Origin of the sequence: Halococcus sp. PRR34 (assembly GCF_028617175.1) — an archaeon.
GTDB classification, from domain to species: Archaea; Halobacteriota; Halobacteria; order Halobacteriales; family Halococcaceae; genus Halococcus; species Halococcus salifodinae.
The window spans coordinates 406,785-427,423 of the sequence record NZ_JAQJDA010000001.1; the positions used below are offsets into that span (position 1 = coordinate 406,785).

General features: G+C 66.9%; 31 protein-coding genes, 1 tRNA gene and 1 pseudogene. 30 read left to right on the forward strand and 3 right to left on the reverse strand.

Features of this window, described 5'->3' with window-relative positions; genetic code table 11:
- Positions 1 to 18: 18 nt before the first annotated feature.
- Complete coding sequence (gene uppS, locus PHA81_RS02055; protein WP_049910378.1) at positions 19 to 942, reverse strand: polyprenyl diphosphate synthase; 924 nt, start codon at positions 940 to 942, stop codon at positions 19 to 21.
- Between the two features lie 122 nt (positions 943 to 1,064).
- Between uppS and PHA81_RS02060 the strand changes: the two genes are divergently transcribed.
- From PHA81_RS02060 to PHA81_RS02090, 7 genes are all read left to right on the forward strand, one after another.
- Entirely contained in the window at positions 1,065 to 1,259 is a 195-nt protein-coding gene (locus tag PHA81_RS02060; RefSeq protein ID WP_005045631.1) for a cold-shock protein, read from the forward strand.
- A gap of 2 nt (positions 1,260 to 1,261) precedes the next feature.
- Entirely contained in the window at positions 1,262 to 1,456 is a 195-nt protein-coding gene (locus PHA81_RS02065; protein ID WP_005045629.1) for a cold-shock protein, read from the forward strand.
- A 106-nt stretch (positions 1,457 to 1,562) separates the two neighbouring features.
- Positions 1,563 to 1,958 (forward strand): DUF5778 family protein, encoded by a 396-nt coding sequence (locus PHA81_RS02070; RefSeq protein WP_005045628.1) that lies wholly within the window; start codon positions 1,563 to 1,565, stop codon positions 1,956 to 1,958.
- Positions 1,959 to 2,051: 93 nt separating this feature from the next.
- Positions 2,052 to 3,134 carry an Lrp/AsnC family transcriptional regulator gene (locus PHA81_RS02075; protein WP_005045627.1) on the forward strand — a complete coding sequence of 361 codons (1,083 nt, stop codon included), beginning with the start codon at positions 2,052 to 2,054 and terminating at the stop codon, positions 3,132 to 3,134.
- Positions 3,135 to 3,432: 298 nt separating this feature from the next.
- A complete protein-coding gene (locus tag PHA81_RS02080; protein ID WP_273834908.1) occupies positions 3,433 to 4,143 on the forward strand; it encodes a bifunctional precorrin-2 dehydrogenase/sirohydrochlorin ferrochelatase in 711 nt (236 codons plus the stop codon).
- Entirely contained in the window at positions 4,140 to 5,480 is a 1,341-nt protein-coding gene (gene hemA / locus PHA81_RS02085; protein ID WP_005045624.1) for a glutamyl-tRNA reductase, read from the forward strand. Before PHA81_RS02080 ends, hemA begins: the two co-directional genes overlap by 4 nt.
- A gap of 355 nt (positions 5,481 to 5,835) precedes the next feature.
- Positions 5,836 to 6,351 carry a PH domain-containing protein gene (locus tag PHA81_RS02090; RefSeq protein ID WP_005045622.1) on the forward strand — a complete coding sequence of 172 codons (516 nt, stop codon included), beginning with the start codon at positions 5,836 to 5,838 and terminating at the stop codon, positions 6,349 to 6,351.
- Positions 6,352 to 6,396: 45 nt separating this feature from the next.
- Here PHA81_RS02090 and PHA81_RS02095 read toward each other — a convergent pair whose 3' ends face one another.
- Positions 6,397 to 7,272, reverse strand: a complete 876-nt coding sequence (locus tag PHA81_RS02095) for a homoserine kinase (RefSeq protein ID WP_005045621.1) — start codon at positions 7,270 to 7,272, stop codon at positions 6,397 to 6,399.
- Between the two features lie 137 nt (positions 7,273 to 7,409).
- Positions 7,410 to 7,480, reverse strand: a tRNA-Gly gene (locus PHA81_RS02100).
- 249 nt (positions 7,481 to 7,729) lie between these two features.
- On the opposite strand from PHA81_RS02100, the gene PHA81_RS02105 reads away from it, so the two are divergent.
- The 23 genes and pseudogenes from PHA81_RS02105 to rpmD all read left to right on the forward strand — a co-directional run bounded on the left by PHA81_RS02105 (position 7,730) and on the right by rpmD (position 20,618).
- On the forward strand, positions 7,730 to 8,569 hold the full coding sequence (locus PHA81_RS02105; RefSeq protein ID WP_005045620.1) for an RNA methyltransferase: 840 nt from the start codon (positions 7,730 to 7,732) through the stop codon (positions 8,567 to 8,569).
- Positions 8,570 to 8,585: 16 nt separating this feature from the next.
- Positions 8,586 to 9,599: a 50S ribosomal protein L3 gene (locus tag PHA81_RS02110; RefSeq protein WP_005045619.1), complete on the forward strand. Its 1,014-nt coding sequence runs from the start codon at positions 8,586 to 8,588 to the stop codon at positions 9,597 to 9,599.
- Complete coding sequence (gene rpl4p, locus PHA81_RS02115) at positions 9,600 to 10,340, forward strand: 50S ribosomal protein L4 (RefSeq protein WP_005045618.1); 741 nt, start codon at positions 9,600 to 9,602, stop codon at positions 10,338 to 10,340.
- Positions 10,337 to 10,588: a 50S ribosomal protein L23 gene (locus PHA81_RS02120; protein WP_005045617.1), complete on the forward strand. Its 252-nt coding sequence runs from the start codon at positions 10,337 to 10,339 to the stop codon at positions 10,586 to 10,588. Before rpl4p ends, PHA81_RS02120 begins: the two co-directional genes overlap by 4 nt.
- Positions 10,589 to 10,590: 2 nt before the next feature.
- Positions 10,591 to 11,304, forward strand: coding sequence for a 50S ribosomal protein L2 (locus PHA81_RS02125; protein WP_005045616.1), 714 nt, complete (start codon positions 10,591 to 10,593; stop codon positions 11,302 to 11,304).
- 3 nt (positions 11,305 to 11,307) lie between these two features.
- On the forward strand, positions 11,308 to 11,730 hold the full coding sequence (locus tag PHA81_RS02130; protein WP_005045615.1) for a 30S ribosomal protein S19: 423 nt from the start codon (positions 11,308 to 11,310) through the stop codon (positions 11,728 to 11,730).
- Between the two features lie 14 nt (positions 11,731 to 11,744).
- Complete coding sequence (locus tag PHA81_RS02135) at positions 11,745 to 12,224, forward strand: 50S ribosomal protein L22 (protein ID WP_005045614.1); 480 nt, start codon at positions 11,745 to 11,747, stop codon at positions 12,222 to 12,224.
- Positions 12,224 to 13,342 carry a 30S ribosomal protein S3 gene (locus PHA81_RS02140; RefSeq protein WP_005045612.1) on the forward strand — a complete coding sequence of 373 codons (1,119 nt, stop codon included), beginning with the start codon at positions 12,224 to 12,226 and terminating at the stop codon, positions 13,340 to 13,342. The genes PHA81_RS02135 and PHA81_RS02140 overlap by 1 nt, the downstream gene beginning before the upstream one ends.
- Positions 13,342 to 13,563, forward strand: a complete 222-nt coding sequence (gene rpmC, locus PHA81_RS02145) for a 50S ribosomal protein L29 (RefSeq protein ID WP_005045611.1) — start codon at positions 13,342 to 13,344, stop codon at positions 13,561 to 13,563. The genes PHA81_RS02140 and rpmC overlap by 1 nt, the downstream gene beginning before the upstream one ends.
- Positions 13,560 to 13,919 carry a ribonuclease P protein component 1 gene (locus PHA81_RS02150; protein WP_206536865.1) on the forward strand — a complete coding sequence of 120 codons (360 nt, stop codon included), beginning with the start codon at positions 13,560 to 13,562 and terminating at the stop codon, positions 13,917 to 13,919. Before rpmC ends, PHA81_RS02150 begins: the two co-directional genes overlap by 4 nt.
- A pseudogene (locus tag PHA81_RS02155) lies at positions 13,910 to 14,221 on the forward strand (30S ribosomal protein S17); the annotation flags it as partial. The gene PHA81_RS02150 and the pseudogene PHA81_RS02155, both read left to right, overlap by 10 nt.
- Positions 14,222 to 14,334: 113 nt before the next feature.
- Complete coding sequence (locus tag PHA81_RS02160; RefSeq protein WP_005045608.1) at positions 14,335 to 14,733, forward strand: 50S ribosomal protein L14; 399 nt, start codon at positions 14,335 to 14,337, stop codon at positions 14,731 to 14,733.
- 12 nt (positions 14,734 to 14,745) lie between these two features.
- Positions 14,746 to 15,102: a 50S ribosomal protein L24 gene (rplX, locus tag PHA81_RS02165; RefSeq protein ID WP_005045607.1), complete on the forward strand. Its 357-nt coding sequence runs from the start codon at positions 14,746 to 14,748 to the stop codon at positions 15,100 to 15,102.
- Positions 15,095 to 15,916: a 30S ribosomal protein S4e gene (locus tag PHA81_RS02170; protein ID WP_049910374.1), complete on the forward strand. Its 822-nt coding sequence runs from the start codon at positions 15,095 to 15,097 to the stop codon at positions 15,914 to 15,916. Before rplX ends, PHA81_RS02170 begins: the two co-directional genes overlap by 8 nt.
- Positions 15,913 to 16,431 (forward strand): 50S ribosomal protein L5, encoded by a 519-nt coding sequence (locus tag PHA81_RS02175; protein WP_005045605.1) that lies wholly within the window; start codon positions 15,913 to 15,915, stop codon positions 16,429 to 16,431. Before PHA81_RS02170 ends, PHA81_RS02175 begins: the two co-directional genes overlap by 4 nt.
- Positions 16,428 to 16,601: a 30S ribosomal protein S14 gene (locus PHA81_RS02180; RefSeq protein ID WP_273834915.1), complete on the forward strand. Its 174-nt coding sequence runs from the start codon at positions 16,428 to 16,430 to the stop codon at positions 16,599 to 16,601. Before PHA81_RS02175 ends, PHA81_RS02180 begins: the two co-directional genes overlap by 4 nt.
- Positions 16,598 to 16,990, forward strand: coding sequence for a 30S ribosomal protein S8 (locus PHA81_RS02185; RefSeq protein WP_273834917.1), 393 nt, complete (start codon positions 16,598 to 16,600; stop codon positions 16,988 to 16,990). The genes PHA81_RS02180 and PHA81_RS02185 overlap by 4 nt, the downstream gene beginning before the upstream one ends.
- A 6-nt stretch (positions 16,991 to 16,996) precedes the next feature.
- Entirely contained in the window at positions 16,997 to 17,548 is a 552-nt protein-coding gene (locus PHA81_RS02190) for a 50S ribosomal protein L6 (protein ID WP_005045596.1), read from the forward strand.
- Positions 17,538 to 18,488 (forward strand): 50S ribosomal protein L32e, encoded by a 951-nt coding sequence (locus PHA81_RS02195; protein WP_005045595.1) that lies wholly within the window; start codon positions 17,538 to 17,540, stop codon positions 18,486 to 18,488. The genes PHA81_RS02190 and PHA81_RS02195 overlap by 11 nt, the downstream gene beginning before the upstream one ends.
- A complete protein-coding gene (locus tag PHA81_RS02200; protein ID WP_005045593.1) occupies positions 18,481 to 18,942 on the forward strand; it encodes a 50S ribosomal protein L19e in 462 nt (153 codons plus the stop codon). The genes PHA81_RS02195 and PHA81_RS02200 overlap by 8 nt, the downstream gene beginning before the upstream one ends.
- Before the next feature lie 2 nt (positions 18,943 to 18,944).
- Positions 18,945 to 19,526 carry a 50S ribosomal protein L18 gene (locus tag PHA81_RS02205; RefSeq protein WP_049910365.1) on the forward strand — a complete coding sequence of 194 codons (582 nt, stop codon included), beginning with the start codon at positions 18,945 to 18,947 and terminating at the stop codon, positions 19,524 to 19,526.
- The gene (locus PHA81_RS02210; RefSeq protein WP_005045590.1) at positions 19,519 to 20,154 is read left to right on the forward strand and encodes a 30S ribosomal protein S5; all 636 of its coding nucleotides are present in this window, start codon (positions 19,519 to 19,521) and stop codon (positions 20,152 to 20,154) included. The genes PHA81_RS02205 and PHA81_RS02210 overlap by 8 nt, the downstream gene beginning before the upstream one ends.
- Entirely contained in the window at positions 20,154 to 20,618 is a 465-nt protein-coding gene (gene rpmD / locus PHA81_RS02215) for a 50S ribosomal protein L30 (RefSeq protein WP_005045588.1), read from the forward strand. Before PHA81_RS02210 ends, rpmD begins: the two co-directional genes overlap by 1 nt.
- Positions 20,619 to 20,639 lie beyond the last annotated feature (21 nt).

Genomic DNA, 20,639 nt, shown 5'->3' on the forward strand with positions numbered 1-20,639 from the left:
CCCGCAGTGCGTCGCCAGTCAGTCGGCGGTCGCCGACTCGCCCTCGTCGCGGTCGACCCGTTCGAGTTCGCGACGCGGGAGATACTCGCGGAACCGATCGACGATGGCGCTCGCCTCGTCGAGCTCCGCACTGCCGACCGCCCGCACCAGCGCGAGCGCGCGCCGCGCACGGGTGCGCCGCCACGATTCCTCGCGGGACTCGTAGGTCCGGATCGCCCGCAGGAAGTCCTTTTTCGCGAACGCCGGCCAGTAGGGCGTGCAGAAAAAGACCGCTGCTTCGTTGCCGTTGGCGTGCCACGGCAGGAAGTTCGAGGTGCGCTCGTCACCACCAGTACGGATGATGAGGTCGACGTCGCGCGTCGGCCCCTCGTAGAGCCGACGATCGATCTCGTCGGCGCCGATCTCGTGTGGCGCGAGATCGCCTTCCTCGACCGCGCGAGCGGCGTCACGGGCCGCGCCGAGGAGTTCGGCGCGGCCTCCATAGGCGAGCGCGATGTTGAGGCGGAGCTGATCGTAGCCGCTGGTGCGGGTTTCGGCGTACTCGACGGCGTCGCGGAGGTGCTCGGGCAGTTGATCGGTCTCGCCGATGGCACGAATCGAGACTTCCCGATCGTGGACGCGCTCGGCTTCGGCGAACTCCCGGAGCTTCTCGTCGAGCAGTGCGAAGAGGCGTTCGTTCTCCTCAGGCGGGCGATCGAAGTTCTCGGTCGAGAAGGTGTAGAGGGTGAGCTCCTCGACGCCGACATCGGCACACCAATCGAGGACCTGTTCGGTGGTTTCCGCCCCCGCACGGTGGCCATCGGAGGCGTCCTTGCCACGCTCGTCGGCGTACCGTCGGTTGCCGTCCTGGATCACGGCGACGTGGGAGGGCGCGCCGTCGACCTCGCGTTCGAGCAGACGTTCGTACGTCCGATCGAGCAAGCGACGCGCACTGGAAGGCATTATGCTTCGCACTCGCGCGGGTGAAATGAGTCTTATGCCACGACATGCGGGCGCGAAAGGGTGGCATGGACGGCGAGGATTTGCGCAGGTTTTTATGTCCCCAGTGCCTCGGACCGAGTGCAATGGCGACAGGTACGGTCGACTTCTTCAACGACACGGGCGGTTACGGCTTCATCGACAGCGAGGACTCCGAGGAGGACGTCTTCTTCCACATGGAAGATATCGGCGGCCCCGACCTCGAAGAGGACCAAGAGGTCGAGTTCGATATCGTGCAGGCAGACAAGGGTCCGCGCGCGGAAAACCTCGAACGGCTGTAATCATGGCGAACGGCACAGTAGACTTCTTCAACGACACGGGCGGGTACGGTTTCATCGACAGCGACGACTCCGAGGAAGACGTGTTCTTCCACATGGAGGACATCGGCGGCCCCGATCTCGAAGAGGGCCAGGAGGTCGAGTTCGACATCGTGCAGGCGGACAAGGGTCCGCGCGCCGAGAACCTCGAACGGCTGTAACGGCGACCTTCGAACACAATATTTGCTCCCGGCGAGCGACAGCGTTGTTCAGTCGGTCGCCGGCGGTATCGACAGCATCTATACGTCCCGCCCGTGAGCCTCCGGTATGAGCGAATCCATCGACGATGACCTCTATCGGCGGGCGGCGGCGCTGCTCGAACCGGGCGAGATCGAACTCAACGGCGTCGTGGTCCACACCGAGTTTTCGAGCGCCGAGGAGAGCCTGCTCCACCAGGCCACGATCGAGATCGGCGAGACCATCGCGAGCCACGCCGACGCCGGCGACACCTACGTCCACTCGGGCACCGACGACCCCGAGTTCGGACTGAACCAACACCAGGGACTCACGATCGAGGGCGACGCGTTCGTCTGGGAGTGCCAGCAACTCCTCCGGGAGGGGACCCACGACGTGGTGTTTTACTACGAGGCGAGCGCCGACCACGCGGCGATCCTCGACGATCTCCGCGACGAAGGGTACACGGTGACTGGCGTCGAAGGCTGACGACGGACGATCGGGGGACGACGGCGACAGAGTTCGCGGTATCGAAGACCGGCCGAACGGGGTGTTTATCCCCGATGCGCACCGACAACGATCATGAACGAGGCGGACGTCGCAGTCGATCTCGATCGTCGCGATCGCGCGATTCTCAACGCCTTCCAGGGCGGGTTCCCGGTGGTCGAGCGGCCGTTCGAGCCCGCGGCCGCGGCCCTCCGCGAGCGTGACGTCGACTGCTCGGCCGACGAGTTGCTCGATCGGATACAACGACTCGACGAGGAGGGCACCCTCTCGCGGTTCGGTGCGCTGATCGACGCCGAGGCGATCGGCGGCACGGCGACCCTCGTGGCGATGCACGCACCCGAAGAACGATTCGAGGAGGTTGCCGAGCAGGTCAACGCCCACCGCGAGGTCGCGCACAACTACGAGCGCGAGCATCCCCATCTCAACATGTGGTTCGTCGTGAGCGTCGCCGACTCGGAGCGGGTCGACGAGGTGCTTGCCGAGATCGAGGCCGAGACCGGCCAGGAAACCTACAATCTCCCGAAGCAGCAGGAGTTCCGAGTCGAGGCGAAGTTCCTGCTCGACGGGCCGGTGGACGACGGCGACCTCGATCTATCGCATCTCGGGCCCGATGTCGATCCCGCGACCGACGACCGGCTCACGCCCGCCGAACGCGATCTCGTCGTCGAACTCCAGGGTGGGCTGCCGATCACCGAAACGCCGTACCGCGACGTCGCCGCAGCGATCGACGCGGACGTCGAGTGGGTGATCGAGACGATCACACGCTTCGAGCGCGGCGGGAAGATCCGGCGCGTGGGCGTCGTCCCGAACCACTACTCGTTGGGGTACACCGAGAACGGGATGACGGTCTGGAACGTCCCCGACGACCTCGTCGGCGAGGTCGGGCCAGCGATCGCCGACCTCGATTTCGTCACCCACTGCTACGAGCGCCCGCGCCACGAGGGCGTCTGGCCGTACAACTTCTTCGCGATGACTCACGGCCGCTCCGAGGCCGAGAGCGAACGGCGGGTTGCTGAGGTCACGGAGCGAATGACGGCGTTCTTCGACGTCAGCGACGACGACTGGGACACGCTGTTCTCGACGCGCATCCTGAAGAAGACGGGCATCCGGCTGGACGAACGCGCCGCAGCGAACACCGACGGCGAAGACGACGAATGAAGAACGTCCACCGCGATGACGGCGGAAGCCCTCGCGGGTACGCTCCCGGGACTCGTTGTCGTCCGAGAGAGCGAAGCTCTCTCGTGATGATGAAAGACGCTTCGCGTCCTTCGAACCACGCTCACTTCGTTCGCGCCTCGCTCCGCTCGCTCACTCCCTGCGGTGCTTACTTCGTCCGGGTTCGCGTAGCCCGCTCGCCCTTCCAGTCCACCAGGGACCGCCACCGCAGACCGCCACACCGACCGCACCGTAGACCGCGCCGTGCGCCACACCGCAACGGCACACCAGAGGTAGCGTCGTGATACCGCTACTCCACGATTTCACTGGAGCGACGGTGCTGGTGTTCGGTGGCGGGTCGGTCGGTGCGCGCAAGGCCCGCCGGTTCGCCCGCGAGGCGCAAGTCGTGGTCGTGAGCCCGTCGTTCGCTGGCGACGAGTTCGGCGGTGCGGAGCGGGTTCGGGCTGCCCCCGATCCCACAGTCGTCCCGGATTGGTTCGAACGGACCGACCCGGCGCTCGCGGTCGCGGCGACCGACGACGACGCGGTGAACGACGCCATCGCGAGCGTGGCAAACGAACGCGGCGTCCTCCTGAATCGTGCCGATCGAAGCAAGGGTGGAGATGCGGATGAATCGAACGGCGAGCCAACTGACGATGGGGACGGCGGGAGCGATAGGTATGCGAGGGAGGTCGTCGTGCCAGCGACGGTCCGGGACGATCCGGTGACGATGGCGGTCGCCACCGGTGGCCGGAGTCCAGCACTCAGCCGGTATCTCCGCGAGCGCTTCGAGGCGGAGTTCGCAGATGTGGGAGCGATGGCTGATCTCTCCGGACAGCTCCGCACGGAGCTCCGCGAGCGCGGCATCGGCCCCTCCCAGCGTCGGGCAGCCATCCGGGCGGTCGTCCGATCGGAACGGGTTTGGAAGGGTTTAGGTGATCCGGATCACAAAACAGAGACAGAGGCGGAATCAGTGATCAGCGACGTGCTCTCGTCGACGGGAAAGCAATGACCACGGCCACCGGTGTCATCTCCGGCGTCAGCGTCTCGCACCGGCGTGCGAACGTCGAAACGATCGAGGCCGCCGGCGTCCGTGACGAACGCGCGGCCGTCGAGGCGCTGCTCGACCGTGAGGACGTCTGCGAGGCGTTCGTCGTCGAGACGTGCAACCGGGTCGAAGCGTACGTCGTCACCGACGATCCCGATCGCGGGCGGGCGATCGTCGCGTCGGTCGTCGAGGACGTACCGGACGAAGCGGTGATCGATCTGGGCCACGAGGAGAGTCTGCGTCACCTCATGCGGGTCGCCTGCGGCCTCGAATCGATCGTGCTCGGCGAGGATCAGATCCTCGGCCAGCTCCGAGACGCCTACGCGACCGCCCGGACGGCCGGCGGGATCGGGCGGCTGTTCGAGACGGGGATCGAGAAAGCGCTCCACGTCGGCGAGCGCGCGCGGGCCGAAACCGCGATCAACGAGGGCGTGGTCTCGCTCGGCAGCGCCGCCGCCGAACTCGCCACGAACGAGGCGGAGCTCGCGAACGCGACCGCGCTCGTGGTCGGCGCGGGCGAGATGGGAACGCTCGTCGCTACCGCGCTCGCCGAGTCGGTCGACGAACTCCTGATCGCGAACCGGACGGCGGCGAACGCGGAGCACGTCGCCAGCACCGTCGATGTCGAGGCAACCGCGCTCACGCTCGACGGGGTAGCGGCGGCGGTCGACGCTGCCGATGTCGTGGTTTCGGCGACCGGCAGTCCCGATCCGGTCTTCGAGCGGACAATGTTCGAGGCGGTTGGCGAGACGCTCGTGGTCGATCTCGCCCAGCCGCGCGACGTGCCGCCCAGTGCTGGCAACCGGCCGGACGTGACAGTGTGTGACCTCGATGCGCTCGAATCCGTCACCGACGAGACCCACGAACGTCGCCGGGAGGCCGCGGCGCGGGTCGAGACGCTGATCGACGACGAGTTCGATCGGCTGCTCGCCCGTTACAAGCGCCAGCGTGCCGACGAGGTGATCGGGACGATGTACGCGGGTGCGGAACGCATGAAAGAGCGCGAACTCGCGCGCGCGGTTTCGAAGCTCGAAACCGACGGGCTGACCGACGACCAGCACGCCGTCGTCGAGTCGTTCGCGGACACGCTCGTGAACCAGCTGCTCGCCGCTCCCACCCGGAGCCTGCGCGACGCCGCCGAAGCCGACGACTGGTCGACGATCAACACCGCGCTCCAGCTGTTCGATCCCACGTTCGACGGCGACGAGCCTGCCGACGAGGACGAGCTGGCGGCCGACGAGCCGGCTTCCGAGATGGAACGTGCGTTCGCCGCAGCCGTCTACGACGAACTGGACGACTAAGCACCCACATTTTTACGGAGAGGGGGTGGTCCTCACGCGGCTTCGCCGCGCTGCGGGCACCCCTCCCCGCAAAACCTGGATTGAAAACACTCGCTCCCGACGATCGCTCGTTCACGGCGAGCCGCGCTCGCTTCGCTCGCACAGACGATTTTCTCCGCAGCCACACAGCACCGCCGGAGCCCTCAGTTACTCGCTACGCTCGTAGCTTCGTCTTTCATCCGTCAGGGACCACCGCCCCGCTACCGCCCCGCAGCCACGCGGCGCAGCTCCACAAAAATCACTCACGCGTAGCGAATCGCCATCCGGTCCATCGATCGTCGGTACATCTATCCGGACCGGCTCAGTATCAGCGAGCATGTCACAGAACGCTGACGTTCCGGAATGGGTCACGCTCACAGAGGGCGAGGAAGTCCGGTGGGATGGCCACCCCAGTCTCCGGTTGGTCCTGCCATCGATCGTGATCGGACTCGTGATCGCGATCGCCGGGATCGTGTTGACGGCCGTCGTTCTGACCGAGCCGCCGGTCCGGTGGCTCCCCCTCGTGGGGGTTCCGATCGGGCTCGTGATCGTCGCATGGGCGTACGTCTCCCAGCGGAGCACCCACTACATCATCACGAGCGAGGAGGTCTACCGCAAGACCGGGATCGTGAACCGCAACGTCGCCCAGGTCAGGCTCGATCGCGTACAAAATACGACCTACGACCAGTCGGTGCTCGAACGCCTGTTCTCGTACGGCCACATCACGATCTACACCGCCGGCTCGGACACCATGGATGTCTCTTTCAACGGCGTTTCCGATCCCCAGCAGGTCAATCAATCCCTGACGGAGGCGCTCGACGACATCGCTACCGGAGAGCGAGACGGACTCTGAGTCGAACGAACGCCGGATGAAGACGTCGTGTGAGTGAGACGTCCGTTAGTGGATCGTCGCGCCTCGCCCGACTCGCGTCGGGTACGCGCGCGCGTCGATCCCGCGCTCGGCGAACGCGTCGAGCATCACGCTCGCAATCTGCCGCCGGTCGTCCGCCTCGCACGCCGCGATCACACCCGGTCCCGCACCGCTGACGGTGACGCCCGTCGCGCCCGCTTCGAGCGCCGCAGTCCTGACCGCGTCGTACCCGTCGATCAGATCGGCGCGGGCGGGCGTCACCACCGGATCGTCCATCCCCGCGCCGACGAGTCCGGGATCACCGCGACACATTCCGACCGTGAGCGTCGCAGCCGCACCGACCGTCTCGACAAGCTCCTCCATCGTCGCCCTTTCAGGAACGACCCGGCGCGCATCACGGGTGGAGACCACGATCTCGGGCAGGCACGCCACGAGCGGGATCGTGGTGTCGACCTGCGAGACGCCCTCGCCCGCGGCGATCGTGAACCCACCGAGAATCGCGGGTGCGACGTTGTCGGCGTGGGGAGTTCCAGAAACGACCGCCTCGCCCTCGGCCGCGATCGGAACGAGTTCCTCGCGCGTGCGTCCGCGTGCGTAGAGTTCGTCGAGTGCGACCGCGGCGGCAGCAGCGCTCGCGGCCGACGACCCGAGCCCGGAAGCCGGCCGTACGCCCTTGTCGATCTCGATGTGCGCGGGCGCGTCGAGCGCCTCAGCGACCGCCCCGACGGTGTTCTTCTCGGGGTCCTCGGGGATGTACTGGCTCCCGGTGCCCGTGACCTCGATCGTCGTCCGGTCGGCCTTTTCGACCCGAACGACGTCCGCCGGGCGCTCCAGGGCGACGCCGAACACGTCGAACCCGCTGCCGAGGTTGGCGCTCGTCGCGGGGGCCCGGACGGTGAGCATGTCCGCGGATTGTGCGAGGGGGCGCAAAAGGATAGCGGACGCTGTCCTCTCCTGAGGATCGTTTGTCGTCAGCTCGCCACCCACACTACATTCGACGTACCGAGCGACGAACTACTCGACGGTGGATTCGATAGAAGTGCGCTGGCCGAGATTTGAACTCGGGTTGTGACCATGGCAAGGTCACGTGATACCACTACACTACCAGCGCCCTGCACTTGTTCATATTCCGGTGAGAGATAAAAACGTTCCGAACCCGCCCGACTGTGGCAGTACCCAACGCCGTACAGTCCCTCGAATCGCCTGTGAACGCCACACACCCCTCACGCGAAGCGTTGTCGTTTCGCTCCGCTCACGACAGGCTTCACGCTCGCTTCGCTCGCGATGAAACGCTACGTTTTTGTAACCCACTACGGTAGAAGCGCTACAGTCTAGTGGCACGGCACGAAAGCGTCACGGCATGACAGTCAGCCTGCTCGTGCCGTCGTCCCTTTGCCGGGAGGCCGCCGACAAGCGCGAGGCGACCCACAAGGTCGGTCTCGTTGCCCGCGCGGCCACCGTCTTCCGGATCGACCGCGTTACGGTCTTCCCGGATCCCGACGGCGACCGGCGATGGGGCGGCGGGTTCGTTTCCACGGTACTGCGGTACGCCGCGACCGCTCCGTACCTCCGAAAGGAGGCGTGGGGCACGCGGGACGAACTGGAGCAAGCGGGCGTCTTGCCACCGCTTCGCGCCGTCTCACGGACCGGCTCCGAATCGCAAGGTTCGGGGTCGTCAAGACAGGGAATCGTGACCGAGGTCGGCCCTGATGGACGCGTTCGGGTCAATTGCGGACTGCAACACCCGATCTCACTGGTCGATCCCACCGACGTGGGACTCGACGAGGGAGAGCGTGTGACCGTCAGGATCTCTTCGCGAGAGCCGGTCCGCGCGCGGATCGTCGACGAGCCCGCACCCGGGTTCGCCGTCGAGCGCGCGGACCTCTCGGCAGCGCTCGGCCGTGAGGACGCCGGGCTCCGGATCGCCACGTCGCGCCACGGTGAGGCGCTCACGACGGATCGACTCGGAGTGCTGGCCGGACGGGTCGAAGACGGCATGACCGTCGCCTTCGGCGCGCCCGAGAGAGGGCTGCCGGCGATGCTTGGCATCGACACCGGGTCGGTGGCGAGTGGCAGCGAGACCGACGAGCCTGCGGGGTTCGATCGCTGGCTCGACACGGTTCCGAACCAGGGCAGCGAGGTCGTGCGCACCGAAGAAGCGGTGTTCGCCACCCTCGCCTGTCTCACCCTACCGCGATAGCAGGAGGAGAAAACACATGGTACAACCAAGCAGACCACGCAAGGGCTCGTTGGGATACGGCCCGCGACAACGCGCGTCGAGCGAAGTCCCGCGCTTCGGCTCGTGGCCCGAGGCTGACGGCCAGCCCGGGCTTCAGGGCTTTGCCGGCTACAAGGCCGGAATGAGCCACGTCGTGATGATCGACGACGCGGCCAACTCCCCGCGCGAAGGCATGGAACAGACAGTACCCGTGACGGTGGTCGAGACGCCGCCGATGCGGGCGGTCGCGCTCCGGGCGTACGAAGACACGCCCTACGGGCTCCGACCGTTGACCGAGACGTGGACCGACGAGTTCCACGCGGATCTCGACCGCGCGCTCGACGTCCCCGATGGCGAGGCCGACCCGGATGCGTTCCGGGAGGCCATCAGTGAGGCCGATATCGGCGACGTCCGCGCGATCACCCACACGGTGCCGGGCGAGATGGTGAACATTCCGAAGAAAAAGCCGGACGTGATGGAGACCCGGATCGGCGGCGGCTCACTCGACGATCGAGTCGAGTTCGGGCTCGAACTCATCACCGGTGGCGGCGAACACAATCTGACCGAGGTGTTCCGCCCCGGTGAGTACATGGACGCCGCTGGCGTCACCAAGGGCAAGGGCACCCAGGGCCCCGTCAAGCGCTGGGGCGTCCAGAAACGCAAAGGCAAACACTTCCGCCAGGGCTACAAGCGCCGGATCGGCAACCTCGGCCCGTGGAACCCCTCGCGGGTTCGCTCGACGGTCCCCCAGCAGGGCCAGACGGGCTACCACCAGCGCACCGAGCTCAACAAACGCCTCGTCGATTCGGGCGACGGCGACGAGCCCTCCGTCGACGGCGGGTTCGTCAACTACGGCGAGATCGACGGGCCGTACGCGCTCGTGAAGGGATCGCTCCCCGGTCCGGACCAGCGACTGCTCCGGTTCCGGCCGGCGGTCAGACCCGGCGACCAGCCGCGCCTCGATCCCGAGGTCCGGTACGTTTCGACGGCATCGAACCAGGGGCAAGGATAAATGAACGCAACAGTCTACGACACCGACGGCGGCGAGGCGGGCGAGGTCGACCTCCCCGCGATCTTCGAGACGCCGTACCGGCCCGACCTGATCGGCGATGCGGTGCGCGCCGCACAGGCGAACCGCACCCAGGCGACCGGTGCCGACGACTACGCCGGGATGCGGACGCCCGCCGAGTCACAGGGCAGCGGTCGCGGTATGGCCCACGTTCCCCGATCGAACGGCCAGGGCCGCCGCGTCCCCCAGACCGTGGGCGGCCGGAAGGCCCACCCGCCGAAAGAGGAGAAGGACAGCTCGAAGCAGATCAACACGAAAGAGCGAAAGCTCGCCACTCAGAGCGCGATCGCCGCGACCACCGACGCAGAGCGGGTGGCCGACCGCGGCCACCAGTTCGAAGACCGCGATCTCCCGCTCGTGGTGAGCGACGAGTTCGAGGATCTCGTGAAGACCCAGGAGGTCGTCTCGCTGCTCGAAGCGCTCGGCGTCCACGACGACATCGAGCGCGCCGAGGACAAGACGATCCGCGCGGGACGCGGGACGACGCGTGGCCGGAAGTACAAGCGGGCGTCGTCGATCCTGTTCGTCACGAGCGACGAGCCCTCGCGCGCGGCGCGAAATCTTGCGGGAGCGGACGTCGCCACCGCACGAGAGGTCAATACTGAAGATCTCGCGCCGGGCGCACAGGGCGGCCGGCTGACGATCTGGACCGAGAGCGCCATCGAGGAGGTGGCGGACCGATGAGCTCGATCCGCTACCCCCACGTCACCGAGAAGGCGATGAACGAGATGGACTATCGAAATAAGCTCCAGTTCATGGTCTCGCTCGACGCGACGAAACCCGAGATCGCCGAGGAGATCGAGGAGCGTTTCGACGTCTCGATCGTCGACGTCACCACGCAGGTGACGCCGAACGGCGAGAAGAAAGCCACCGTCAAACTCAGCGAGGACGACGACGCGGACGAAGTCGCCTCGCGAATCGGGGTGTTCTGAACATGGGACGACGCATTCAGGGACAGCGCCGGGGCCGGGGCGGACCGACGTTCCGCGCGCCATCCCACCGATACAAGGCCGACCTGTCGCATCAATCGACCGAAGAGGGCGATCTGATCACGGGCACGGTCGTCGACATCGAGCACGACCCCGCCCGGAGCGCGCCCGTGGCGGCGGTCGAGTTCGACGACGGCGATCAGCGCCTCGTGCTCGCGCCGGAAGGCATCGGCGTGGGCGAGGAAATGCAGGTCGGCGTCTCGGCCGAGATCAAACCGGGCAACACGCTCCCACTCGCCGAGATTCCGGAGGGTGTGCCGGTGTGTAACGTCGAGAGCCAGCCGGGCGACGGCGGAAAGTTCGCCCGCGCGTCGGGCGTGAACGCCCAGCTCATCACCCACGACCGCCGCACGGCGGTCGTCGAACTGCCGAGCGACGAGGTGAAACGCCTCGATCCGCAGTGTCGCGCCACGATCGGCGTGGTCGCGGGCGGTGGCCGTACTGAAAAACCGTTCGTGAAGGCGGGCAACAAGCATCACAAGATGCGTTCGCGCGGGAGCAAGTACCCGCGAGTGCGCGGCGTCGCGATGAACGCCGTCGACCACCCGTTCGGTGGCGGCGGTCGCCAGCATCCCGGCCAGCCGAAAAGCGTCTCGCGTGACGCGCCGCCCGGCCGGAAGGTCGGCGACATCGCCAGCAAGCGGACCGGGAGGAAGTGACACATGAGTTCGGACTACAGAACCGGTCGCGAGGGCGAGTTCACCTACCGCGGCCACACAGTTGAGGAGCTACAGGAGATGGACCGAGAAGCGGTCGCGGAGCTGCTACCCGCACGCCTGCGCCGCACCATCGAGCGCGGCCTCTCGGTCGAACAGGAACAGCTGATCGAGGAGGCCGCCGAAAGCGGCACCGAGGAGACCGCGAACGATCCGATCAGGACGCACCTGCGCGACATGCCGGTGCTGCCCGCGTTCGTCAACAAGACGTTCGCGGTTCATAATGGCCAAGAGTTCGAGCGAGTCCGTGTCGAGCCCGAGATGCTCGGCCATTACCTGGGCGAGTTCCAGCTCACCCGGACCTCGGTCGAGCACGGCCAGGCGGGGATCGGCGCGACACGCTCCTCGAAGTTCGTGCCGCTCAAATGATGGAGGCATAACACATGGGAATCAGCTACAGCGTGGACGCGGACCCCGAGCGAACGGCGAAAGCCATGCTCCGGGAGCGCCACATGAGCCACAAGCACAGCAAGGAGATCGCCCGGGAGCTGAAGGGCCGCACCGTCGCCGACGCACGCACGTACCTCGAAGCCGTGATCGCCGGCGATCGGTCGGTCCCCTTCCGCTCGCACAACACGGGCGTGGGCCATCGCAGCGACATCGACGGCTGGGACGCCGGTCGCTACCCCGAGAAGGCCTCGAAGGCCTTTCTCGATCTGCTCGAAAACGTCGGCGCGAACGCCGAACACCAGGGGTTCGAGCCCGATCCGATGACGATCAAACACGTCGCCGCCCACAAGATCGGCGAGGTGCAGGGCCGACAGCCCCGGGCGATGGGCCGCGCGAGCGCGTGGAACACGCCCGAGGTCGACGTCGAACTGATCGTCGAGGAACCCGACGAGGACGAGGAGGGTGAGAACTGATGGGCTCCGAGCAGACGTTCATCGAGGACGGGATGCAGCGGACCCAGATCGACGAGTTCTTCGGCGACGAGCTGGAGCGCGCTGGCTACGGCGGGATGGATCTCGCCAAGACCCCGATGGGGACCCAGATCGTGCTGCGGGCCGAGAAGCCCGGCATGGTGATCGGGAAGGGTGGGAAGAACATCCGGAAGATCACGACCCAGCTCGAAGAGCGCTTCGACCTCGACGACCCACAGATCGACGTTCAGGAGGTCGACGAACCCGACCTCAACGCCCAGATCGTCGCGGATCGACTGGGCAACGCTCTCGAACGTGGCTGGTACTTCCGGAAGGCGGGCCACACCACGATCGATCGGATCATGGACGCGGGCGCACGCGGTGCGGAGATCACCCTCAACGGGAAGGTGACCGGTGCACGCTCGCGTAACGAGAAGTTCAACCGGGGCTACATCAAGCACAACGGCGAACCGGCCCAGAGCATCGTCGACCGCGGCGACGGTGTCGCGGTGATGAAGCTCGGGACGATCGGCGTCACAGTCAGAATCATCCCGCCGGACGCGGAGCTGCCCGACGACTTCCGCATCCAGGAGGACGTCGACACCAGCGTGCTCGAACCCGAAGAGGTCGAGGGCGACGACGTCGAGGAACTCCTCAGCGGCGAGGGCGAGGCCGACGAGCCCGTTGCCGGTCCCGACGAGTCCGAGAGCGACGAGGACTTCGAGGTGACCGAAACGCCCCCTGAAGGTGACGCGGAAGCCACTGGGGCCGAGGAGATCATCGAAGAGGAGATCGAGTCCGAGCAGGGTTCGGCCGAAACCTCACCAGAGGAGCCCGCCGAAGCGGGCGAGGACATCGACGAGGAGCTCTCCGAGGAGACCGACGCCGCGGCCGAGGCGATCATCGACGAGATGGACGACGCCGAGGCCGGTGGAGACCTCACCGTCATCGACGGCGTTGGCGACGCGAAGGCCGACGCACTCGTCGAGGCCGGCTTCGAGTCGGTCGCGGACGTGCGCGCGGCGAGCGAGGACGACCTCGCCGAGGCCGAAGGCGTCGGCCCGGCGTTCGCCGAGCGCATCAAGGCGGGCGCAGAGGAGTTCGACGGAGGTGACGCCTGATGGCGATCCTCCACGCCGCGGAGATGCGCGACATGACGCCCGCCGAGCGCGAGGCCGAGCTCGAAGAGCTCGAGACCGAGCTGCTCAACACACGGGCTGTGCAGGCAGCCGGCGGTGCGCCAGAGAACCCCGGCCGGATCGGGGAGCTCCGGCGGACCATCGCGCGACTCAAGACGATCAGAAACGAGGAAGGCGACGACGAGAGCGAGGAGGACGCCTGATGGCGCTCACTCCCGCAACGCTCGCGCGACACGAACTCTGTGGCCTGCACACGCGGGTCGCAGCGGCCGACAACGCCACTCTCACGGGTATCGAGGGACGGGTCGTGCGCGAGACGAAAAACACGCTGTCGGTCGAAACGGCGGCGACCGCGGGTGGAGCCACGGCCGCGAAACAGGTACCGAAGGCGGGCGCGACCTTCGAGTTCGCGCTCGGCGGCGAGTCGGTCGCCCCAGCGGACGTCACCCCGGCCGACCCCGAAGCAGCCGAGACCGTCCACGTGACGGTCGAGGGCGAGCGGCTGGTCGCGACACCGGCCCGCCGCACCGAACGGAGCAGTGATTCGACATGGCGCTAGGATTGAACGTCGACGAACCCGAGACGACCTGCGACGACCCGAACTGTCCGTTCCACGGCACGGTTTCGGTGCGTGGCGGGACGGTCGACGGGATGGTCGCCTCGACGGAGATGCATAGATCGGTGATCGTCGAACGCGAGTACGACGTCACCGTACCGAAGTACGATCGGAAGATGAAGCGGCGCTCGCGCACTCCCGCGCACGCGCCCGACTGTCTCGACCTCTCGGTGGGCGACGCGGTCCGGATCGCCGAGACCCGGCCGCTCTCGAAGACCAAGGCCCACGTCGTCGTCGGCACGCTCGACACGACCCGGGACCTCGGCGCGAGCAGTCTCTCCGGCCCCTCCGATCCCGATTCGGAGGTCGCCCTCGACGAGATCGAGGCGTCGACCGGAGAATCCGGAGGTGACGCCTGATGGAAGCCCTCGCCGCCGACGTCACGCAGGGCCTCGAAAAGGGCTCGCTCGTGACGTGTGCGGACAACACGGGCGCGCGCGAGCTGAGGGTCATCAGCGTGTCGGGCTACTCCGGCACGAAAAATCGCCACCCGAAGGCGGGTCTCGGCGACAAGGTGTCGGTCTCGGTGACCAAAGGCACCCCCGAGATGCGCCGTCAGGTGCTCGAAGCCGTGATCGTCCGCCAGCGAAAGCCGATCCGACGACCAGACGGCACCCGCGTGAAGTTCGAAGACAACGCCGCGGTGGTCGTCGACGAGAACGAGGACCCCCGGGGGACCGAACTCCGCGGGCCCGTCGCACGCGAAGTCGCCGAGCGGTTCGGCTCGATCGCGAGCGCGGCCACGATGATCGTTTAGGAGTACGAACGCATGAGCAAACAACCACACAAACAACGGACACGAACGGAGCGCGCGCCGCTCCACGAGAAGCATCGCCAGGTCCGTGCGACGCTCGACGACGACCTCCGCGAGGAGTACGACCGGCGGAACGCCCGGGTCAACGAGGGCGACACCGTCGAGGTCCTGCGCGGCGATTTCGCCGGCGAGGAGGCCGACGTCGTGGCTGTCGACCTGAAGGACGCGACCGTCCACGTCGAGGACGTCGTCACCGAGACCGCAGACGGCGAGGAGGTCGCCCGACCGCTCGACGCGAGCAACCTTCGGATCACCGACCTCGATCTGGAGGACGACCGGCGCGAGGAGCGCCTGGAGGCCGACGATGAGTAAGCACCAGAAGCGACTTTCCGTGCCGAACTCGTGGCCCGTCGAGCGCAAGACCGAGACGTTCACCGTGAAGGCGGGCGCGGGCCCGCACGGCGAGAGCGGGGTTCCGCTGCTCGTCGTTCTGCGGGACGTGCTCGGCTACGTCGACTCCCGGAAAGAGGCGCGCTACGCGCTGAATCAGGGCTCGGTGCTCGTCAACGGCGACACGCTCGACGACGAGGAACGTCCGATCGGGATGTTCGACATCCTCGAGTTCGTCGAGCGAAACGAGCATTACCGAGTGTTCCCCGACGAGGGCGGTCGGCTCGCGCTGACGACGATCGACGCCGACGACGCGGACTCGAAACTCGGCAAGATCGAGGGCAAACAGCAGGTGCCCGGCGGCGCGACACAGCTCGCGCTCCACGACGGCCGCACCCTCGAGATCGACGACGCGAGCGAGTACGCCGGCAGCGACTCGATCGTGGTCGACGAGGACGACGAGATCCTCGCGCACTTCCCCTACGAGGAGGGTGCGCTGGTGACCGCAGTCGAGGGTCGTCACGCCGGCGAGATCGGCGAGATCGACGACATCCAGGTCACGCCTGGCAGCTCCTCGAACAACGTCACCATCACCCAGGACGACGGCGGGTTCGAGACGGTCGCTGAGTACGTGGTCGTCATCGACGAGAACTTCGTCGACGAGGACGACGACGACACCGTCACGGCCGCCGGCGAGGACACCGACGCCACCGACGACCCCACCGAGGACGCGGACGATGGGGCAGAGGCGGAAGACGACGGGACCGACGCCGACGACGGAGGTGACGACGAGTGAGCGAAGCCGCGGAGTTCCACGCGATGCGCGAACCCGTGGTCGAGAAGATCGTCGTCCACATGGGCGTCGGTGAGGGTGGTCGCGAGCTCGCGAACGCCGAAGAGATCTTGGAGGCCGTCACCGGCCAGGAAAGCGTCCGGACGCGCGCCAAGGCGACCGAGCCCGAGTTCGACATCCGCGAGGGCGATCCGATCGGCGCGAAGGTCACGCTGCGTGGCGAGGACGCCGAGACGTTCCTCGCCACCGCGCTCGACCTCGCCGATATCTCGCGCACCCAGTTCGACGAGACCGGCAACGTGAGCTTCGGGGTCGCCGAGCACACCGAGTTCCCCGACCAGGAGTACGATCCGAGCATCGGGATCTACGGGCTCGACGTCACGGTCAACCTCAACCGGCCCGGCGCACGGGTGAAACGACGGAACAAGGCCACACGCCAGCTGCCGAGCCGTCACCGGCTCGACGTCGAGGACGCGATCACGTTCCTCGAAAACGAATTCGACGTGGAGGTACAATGAGCGAGAGCGAAACCGACACCGGCGAACACGCGACGAAGCGAACAGGCCAGATCGAGGACTGCCAGCGCTGCGGGCGCAAGCAGGGCCTCGTCGGGAAGTACGACATCTGGCTCTGCCGACAGTGCTTCCGCGAGATCGCGCGCGGCATAGGGTTCAGGAAGTACAAATGACGAACAACGATCCACTCGCCGACGCACTCAGCGGCCTCGACAACGCCGGCCGCGTCGGCAAGCTCGACCTGACTGTGCAGCCCGCCTCGAACACGATCGGCTCGGTGCTGGAAGTCATCTACGACCGAGGCTACATCGACGGCTTCGAGTTCGTGGAGGACGGCCGTGCCGGGGAGTTCGAGGTCGAACTGAACGGCGCAATCAACCGCTGTGGCACCGTCAAACCCCGCTACTCGGCGGGGGCCGACGAGTTCGAGAAGTGGGAGAAGCGGTTCCTCCCGGCTCGGGACTACGGCACGCTGATCGTCACGACCAGCCACGGCGTGATGAGCCACTACGAGGCACGCGAGCAGGGCTTCGGTGGCCAGGTGCTCGCGTACGTCTACTGATCACCAATGACAGAAGAACGACTACCAATCCCGGACGACGTAACCGTCGAAGTCGACCGCTTCGACGTCACGGTCTCCGGTTCAGAGGGCAGCGTCACACGCCGGCTGTGGTTCCCGAACATCACCGTCGCAGTCGAAGACAGCGAGGTCGTGATCGAGAGCGACGCCGACGACGCGAAGACGACCGCGACCACGACCACGTTCAAGAGCCACATCGCGAACGCCATCCACGGTGTAATCGACGGCTGGACCTACGAGATGGAAGTGTTCTACTCTCACTTCCCGATGCAGGTCCGCGCCGAGGACGGCGACGTCGTGATCCAGAACTTCCTCGGTGAGAAAGCGCCGCGCCGGACGCCGGTCCACGGCGACACCGAGATCGAGATCGACGACGAGCTGGTCACGCTCTCCGGACCGAACAAGGAGGACGTGGGCCAGACCGCTGCGGACATCGAACAGCTCACCCGCGTCAGCGGCAAGGACACACGGGTGTTCCAGGACGGCGTGTACATCACCGAGAAGCCGGGGAAAGCGGAGGTGACCGCCGGTGGCAACTGACGTCGAAAACGAACGCGACCTCGCGGCGATCGACGGCGTCGGCGACGAGAAGGCCGACGACCTCCGCGACGCGGGCTTCGAGACGATCGAGGACCTCCGCGACGCCGATCAGGACGACCTCGCCGAGATCGAGGGCATCGGCAACGCACTCGCCGCGCGGATCAAGGCCGACGTCGACGAACTCGACGTCGACGAGGCTGCGGAAGCCAACGAAACCGACACGACGGCTGACGACGAGAGCGACGAGGTTCCGGACGATCTCACCGACGTCAGCGGTGTCGGCGACGCGAAGGCCGACACCCTCCGCGAGGCTGGCTTCGAGTCCGTCGACGACGTTCGCCGGGCCGAGCAGTCAGACCTCGCCGATGTCGAAGGGATCGGCAACGCACTCGCCGCACGGATCAAAGCCGACGTCGGTGGTCTCGAAGTCGCCGACGAGACCGAGACCGAGGTCGAAGACGAGACCGAACCCGAAGCGGACGAGGACGTCGAGACGGAACTCCAGCCGCGCGGTCTCGCCGATAAGACCCCGGACCTCGACGACGAGGAGGGTCGCCTCCTCGCCGAGCGCCGACGCAACCCGGGACCGGCGTTCAACCGGCAGAACCACCACATGAAAAAGCGAGTCTCGACCTCGTGGCGACGACCCACCGGGACGCTCTCGAAACAGCGCCGGGGCGTCAAGGGCAAGGGCGCGACCGTCGAGGCGGGCTATCGAACCGCGAAACCGGTTCGGGGCCGTCACCCGAGCGGGTTCGAGGAGGTCCGTGTGGAGAACACGGACGATCTGGAGGGCGTCGACAGCGACACCGAGGCGGTGCGGATCGGGTCGACGGTCGGCGGCCGGAAGCGCGAACGCATCGAAGAACAGGCCGAAGACGACGGAATTCGGGTTCTCAACCCGACCTACGTCGAAGTCGAGGTGACAGAGGATGACTGATCTGACCGCACAGCGGCGACTGGCCGCGGACGTGCTCGATTGCGGGGAGAACCGCGTCTGGTTCGATCCCGAGGCCCAGGGCGAGATCGCGGAGGCGATCACCCGCGAGGACATCCGCGAGCAGGTCGCCAACGGAACCATCGAATCGAAGGCGGCGAAATCGAACTCACGAGGCCGCGCGCGCGAGCGTGACAAAAAGCGCGCCGCCGGCCACCGCAGCGGCCCCGGCACGCGGAAGGGGACCGCCGGAGCCCGTGAGAACAGCAAGGACGCGTGGGTCTCGCGGATTCGGGCCCAGCGCCGCCGGCTGAAGGAGCTGCGCGCCGACGGGACGCTCGATCGAACCCAGTACCGCGCGCTCTACGACAAGGCGGGCGGTGGCGAGTTCGACAGCGTCGACAGGTTAGAAACGTTCGCCACGAACGAGTACGACGTGACGATCGAGGACGAATAACAATGGCAACAGGACCACGATACAACGTTCCGATGCGCCGCCGGCGCGAGGTCCGGACGGACTACCATCAGCGGTTGCGCCTGTTGAAATCAGGCAAACCCCGACTGGTTGCTCGCAAGAGCAACCGCCACGTCAGGGCGCAGCTGGTGACTCCCGGCCCCGACGGCGACCAAACGCACGCGAGCGCGAGTTCGGCCGATCTCGCCGAGTACGGCTGGGAGGCTCCCACCGGGAACCTGCCGAGTGCGTACCTCACGGGGTTGCTCGCCGGACTGCGCGCGCGAGATACCGACGTCGACCAGGCCGTACTCGACATCGGCCTCAACACCGCGACGCCGGGCAGCAAGGTGTTCGCGATCCAGGAGGGCGCGATCGACGCCGGCCTCGACGTTCCGCACAACGAGTCGGTGTTCGCTGACTGGTCGCGCACCAGCGGCGAGCACGTCGCGGAGTACGCCGAGAGCCGGGACGAACAGCTGTATTCCGGTGAGTTCGACGCGACCGAACTGCCGGCACACTTCGAGGAGATCAGAACCACGATCATGGACGAATTCGATCACGAGCTTGGAGGGACCGATGAGTAGACGCGGCTGGGAGCCGCGCACGCGGCTCGGCAAACAGGTCGCCGAAGAGGAAATCACTACGATGGGCGAGGCGCTGAACTCGGGGCTCCCGCTGAAGGAGCCCGAGATCACCGACCAGCTCCTCCCCGGCCTCGAGGACGACGTCCTCGACATCAACATGGTCCAGCGGATGACCGACTCCGGCCGCCGGGTGAAGTTCCGGTGTGTGGTCGCGATCGGCAACCGCGACGGCTACGTTGGGTATGCGGAAGGCCGCGACGATCAGGTCGGCTCGGCGATCCAGAAGGCGATCGGGATCGCGAAGCTCAACGTCGTCAACGTCTCGCGGGGCTGCGGGTCGTGGGAGTGTGGCTGCGGCCGCCCCCACACCGTCGCGCTTCGCACCAGCGGAAAGGCGGGCAGCGTCGAGGTCGAGCTCCGACCGGCCCCCCGAGGACTCGGGCTCGCGGGCGGGGAGACCGCGCGTTCGATCCTCGAACTCGCGGGCATCGAGGACATCTGGACGCGTTCGTCGGGGACGACCCGAACCACGGTGAACTTCGCGAAGGCGACGTTCAACGCGCTCCGAGCGACCGGCGAGGCCAGAGTTCCCGCAGAAACCCGCCGCAAGCGGGAGGTGATCGAGTGATGCAAGCGCTCGTTCAGCTCCGCGGCGAAGTCAACATGAGCCAGGAGGTTCGCGACACCCTCACGATGCTCAACGTCCACAGCACCAACCACTGTGCGCTGGTGCCCGAGACCGACACCTACCGCGGGATGATCACGAAGGTCAACGACTATGTGGCCTTCGGCGAGCCGAGCCAGGCGGTGCTCGAACGCACCATCCGGAGTCGTGGCGAGCCCGACGAGGGATCGGGGGCAATCGACGATGAGTGGGTAGCAGACAACACCGAACACGACGACATCGCGGGGCTCGCGGCAGCGCTGCTCGCGGAAGAGACCACGCTGCGGGAGGCGGGGCTCGTCCCCGCGCTCCGACTCCACCCGCCACGGGGCGGGCACGATGGCGTCAAACACCCGACGCCGGAGGGCGGCGAGCTCGGCAAGCACGACACCGACGGCATCGACGCGCTGCTGACGGCGATGCGGTAATCACGCGGTTCACGGATTACA

What these genes read in the sequence shown, in the direction of transcription:
- PHA81_RS02190 (WP_005045596.1), top strand. Translation starts at nt 16,997, where the DNA reads ATGACAGAAGAACGACTACCAATCCCGGACGACGTAACCGTCGAAGTC.
- hemA (WP_005045624.1), top strand. Translation starts at nt 4,140, where the DNA reads ATGACCACGGCCACCGGTGTCATCTCCGGCGTCAGCGTCTCGCACCGG.
- PHA81_RS02160 (WP_005045608.1), top strand. Translation starts at nt 14,335, where the DNA reads ATGGAAGCCCTCGCCGCCGACGTCACGCAGGGCCTCGAAAAGGGCTCG.
- PHA81_RS02205 (WP_049910365.1), top strand. Translation starts at nt 18,945, where the DNA reads ATGGCAACAGGACCACGATACAACGTTCCGATGCGCCGCCGGCGCGAG.
- PHA81_RS02125 (WP_005045616.1), top strand. Translation starts at nt 10,591, where the DNA reads ATGGGACGACGCATTCAGGGACAGCGCCGGGGCCGGGGCGGACCGACG.
- PHA81_RS02180 (WP_273834915.1), top strand. Translation starts at nt 16,428, where the DNA reads ATGAGCGAGAGCGAAACCGACACCGGCGAACACGCGACGAAGCGAACA.
- PHA81_RS02135 (WP_005045614.1), top strand. Translation starts at nt 11,745, where the DNA reads ATGGGAATCAGCTACAGCGTGGACGCGGACCCCGAGCGAACGGCGAAA.
- PHA81_RS02090 (WP_005045622.1), top strand. Translation starts at nt 5,836, where the DNA reads ATGTCACAGAACGCTGACGTTCCGGAATGGGTCACGCTCACAGAGGGC.
- PHA81_RS02095 (WP_005045621.1), bottom strand. Translation starts at nt 7,272, where the DNA reads ATGCTCACCGTCCGGGCCCCCGCGACGAGCGCCAACCTCGGCAGCGGG.
- PHA81_RS02140 (WP_005045612.1), top strand. Translation starts at nt 12,224, where the DNA reads ATGGGCTCCGAGCAGACGTTCATCGAGGACGGGATGCAGCGGACCCAG.
- PHA81_RS02110 (WP_005045619.1), top strand. Translation starts at nt 8,586, where the DNA reads ATGGTACAACCAAGCAGACCACGCAAGGGCTCGTTGGGATACGGCCCG.
- PHA81_RS02105 (WP_005045620.1), top strand. Translation starts at nt 7,730, where the DNA reads ATGACAGTCAGCCTGCTCGTGCCGTCGTCCCTTTGCCGGGAGGCCGCC.
- PHA81_RS02070 (WP_005045628.1), top strand. Translation starts at nt 1,563, where the DNA reads ATGAGCGAATCCATCGACGATGACCTCTATCGGCGGGCGGCGGCGCTG.
- rpmC (WP_005045611.1), top strand. Translation starts at nt 13,342, where the DNA reads ATGGCGATCCTCCACGCCGCGGAGATGCGCGACATGACGCCCGCCGAG.
- PHA81_RS02200 (WP_005045593.1), top strand. Translation starts at nt 18,481, where the DNA reads ATGACTGATCTGACCGCACAGCGGCGACTGGCCGCGGACGTGCTCGAT.
- PHA81_RS02170 (WP_049910374.1), top strand. Translation starts at nt 15,095, where the DNA reads ATGAGTAAGCACCAGAAGCGACTTTCCGTGCCGAACTCGTGGCCCGTC.
- rplX (WP_005045607.1), top strand. Translation starts at nt 14,746, where the DNA reads ATGAGCAAACAACCACACAAACAACGGACACGAACGGAGCGCGCGCCG.
- rpl4p (WP_005045618.1), top strand. Translation starts at nt 9,600, where the DNA reads ATGAACGCAACAGTCTACGACACCGACGGCGGCGAGGCGGGCGAGGTC.
- PHA81_RS02130 (WP_005045615.1), top strand. Translation starts at nt 11,308, where the DNA reads ATGAGTTCGGACTACAGAACCGGTCGCGAGGGCGAGTTCACCTACCGC.
- PHA81_RS02075 (WP_005045627.1), top strand. Translation starts at nt 2,052, where the DNA reads ATGAACGAGGCGGACGTCGCAGTCGATCTCGATCGTCGCGATCGCGCG.
- PHA81_RS02120 (WP_005045617.1), top strand. Translation starts at nt 10,337, where the DNA reads ATGAGCTCGATCCGCTACCCCCACGTCACCGAGAAGGCGATGAACGAG.
- PHA81_RS02185 (WP_273834917.1), top strand. Translation starts at nt 16,598, where the DNA reads ATGACGAACAACGATCCACTCGCCGACGCACTCAGCGGCCTCGACAAC.
- rpmD (WP_005045588.1), top strand. Translation starts at nt 20,154, where the DNA reads ATGCAAGCGCTCGTTCAGCTCCGCGGCGAAGTCAACATGAGCCAGGAG.
- PHA81_RS02060 (WP_005045631.1), top strand. Translation starts at nt 1,065, where the DNA reads ATGGCGACAGGTACGGTCGACTTCTTCAACGACACGGGCGGTTACGGC.
- PHA81_RS02210 (WP_005045590.1), top strand. Translation starts at nt 19,519, where the DNA reads ATGAGTAGACGCGGCTGGGAGCCGCGCACGCGGCTCGGCAAACAGGTC.
- uppS (WP_049910378.1), bottom strand. Translation starts at nt 942, where the DNA reads ATGCCTTCCAGTGCGCGTCGCTTGCTCGATCGGACGTACGAACGTCTG.
- PHA81_RS02065 (WP_005045629.1), top strand. Translation starts at nt 1,262, where the DNA reads ATGGCGAACGGCACAGTAGACTTCTTCAACGACACGGGCGGGTACGGT.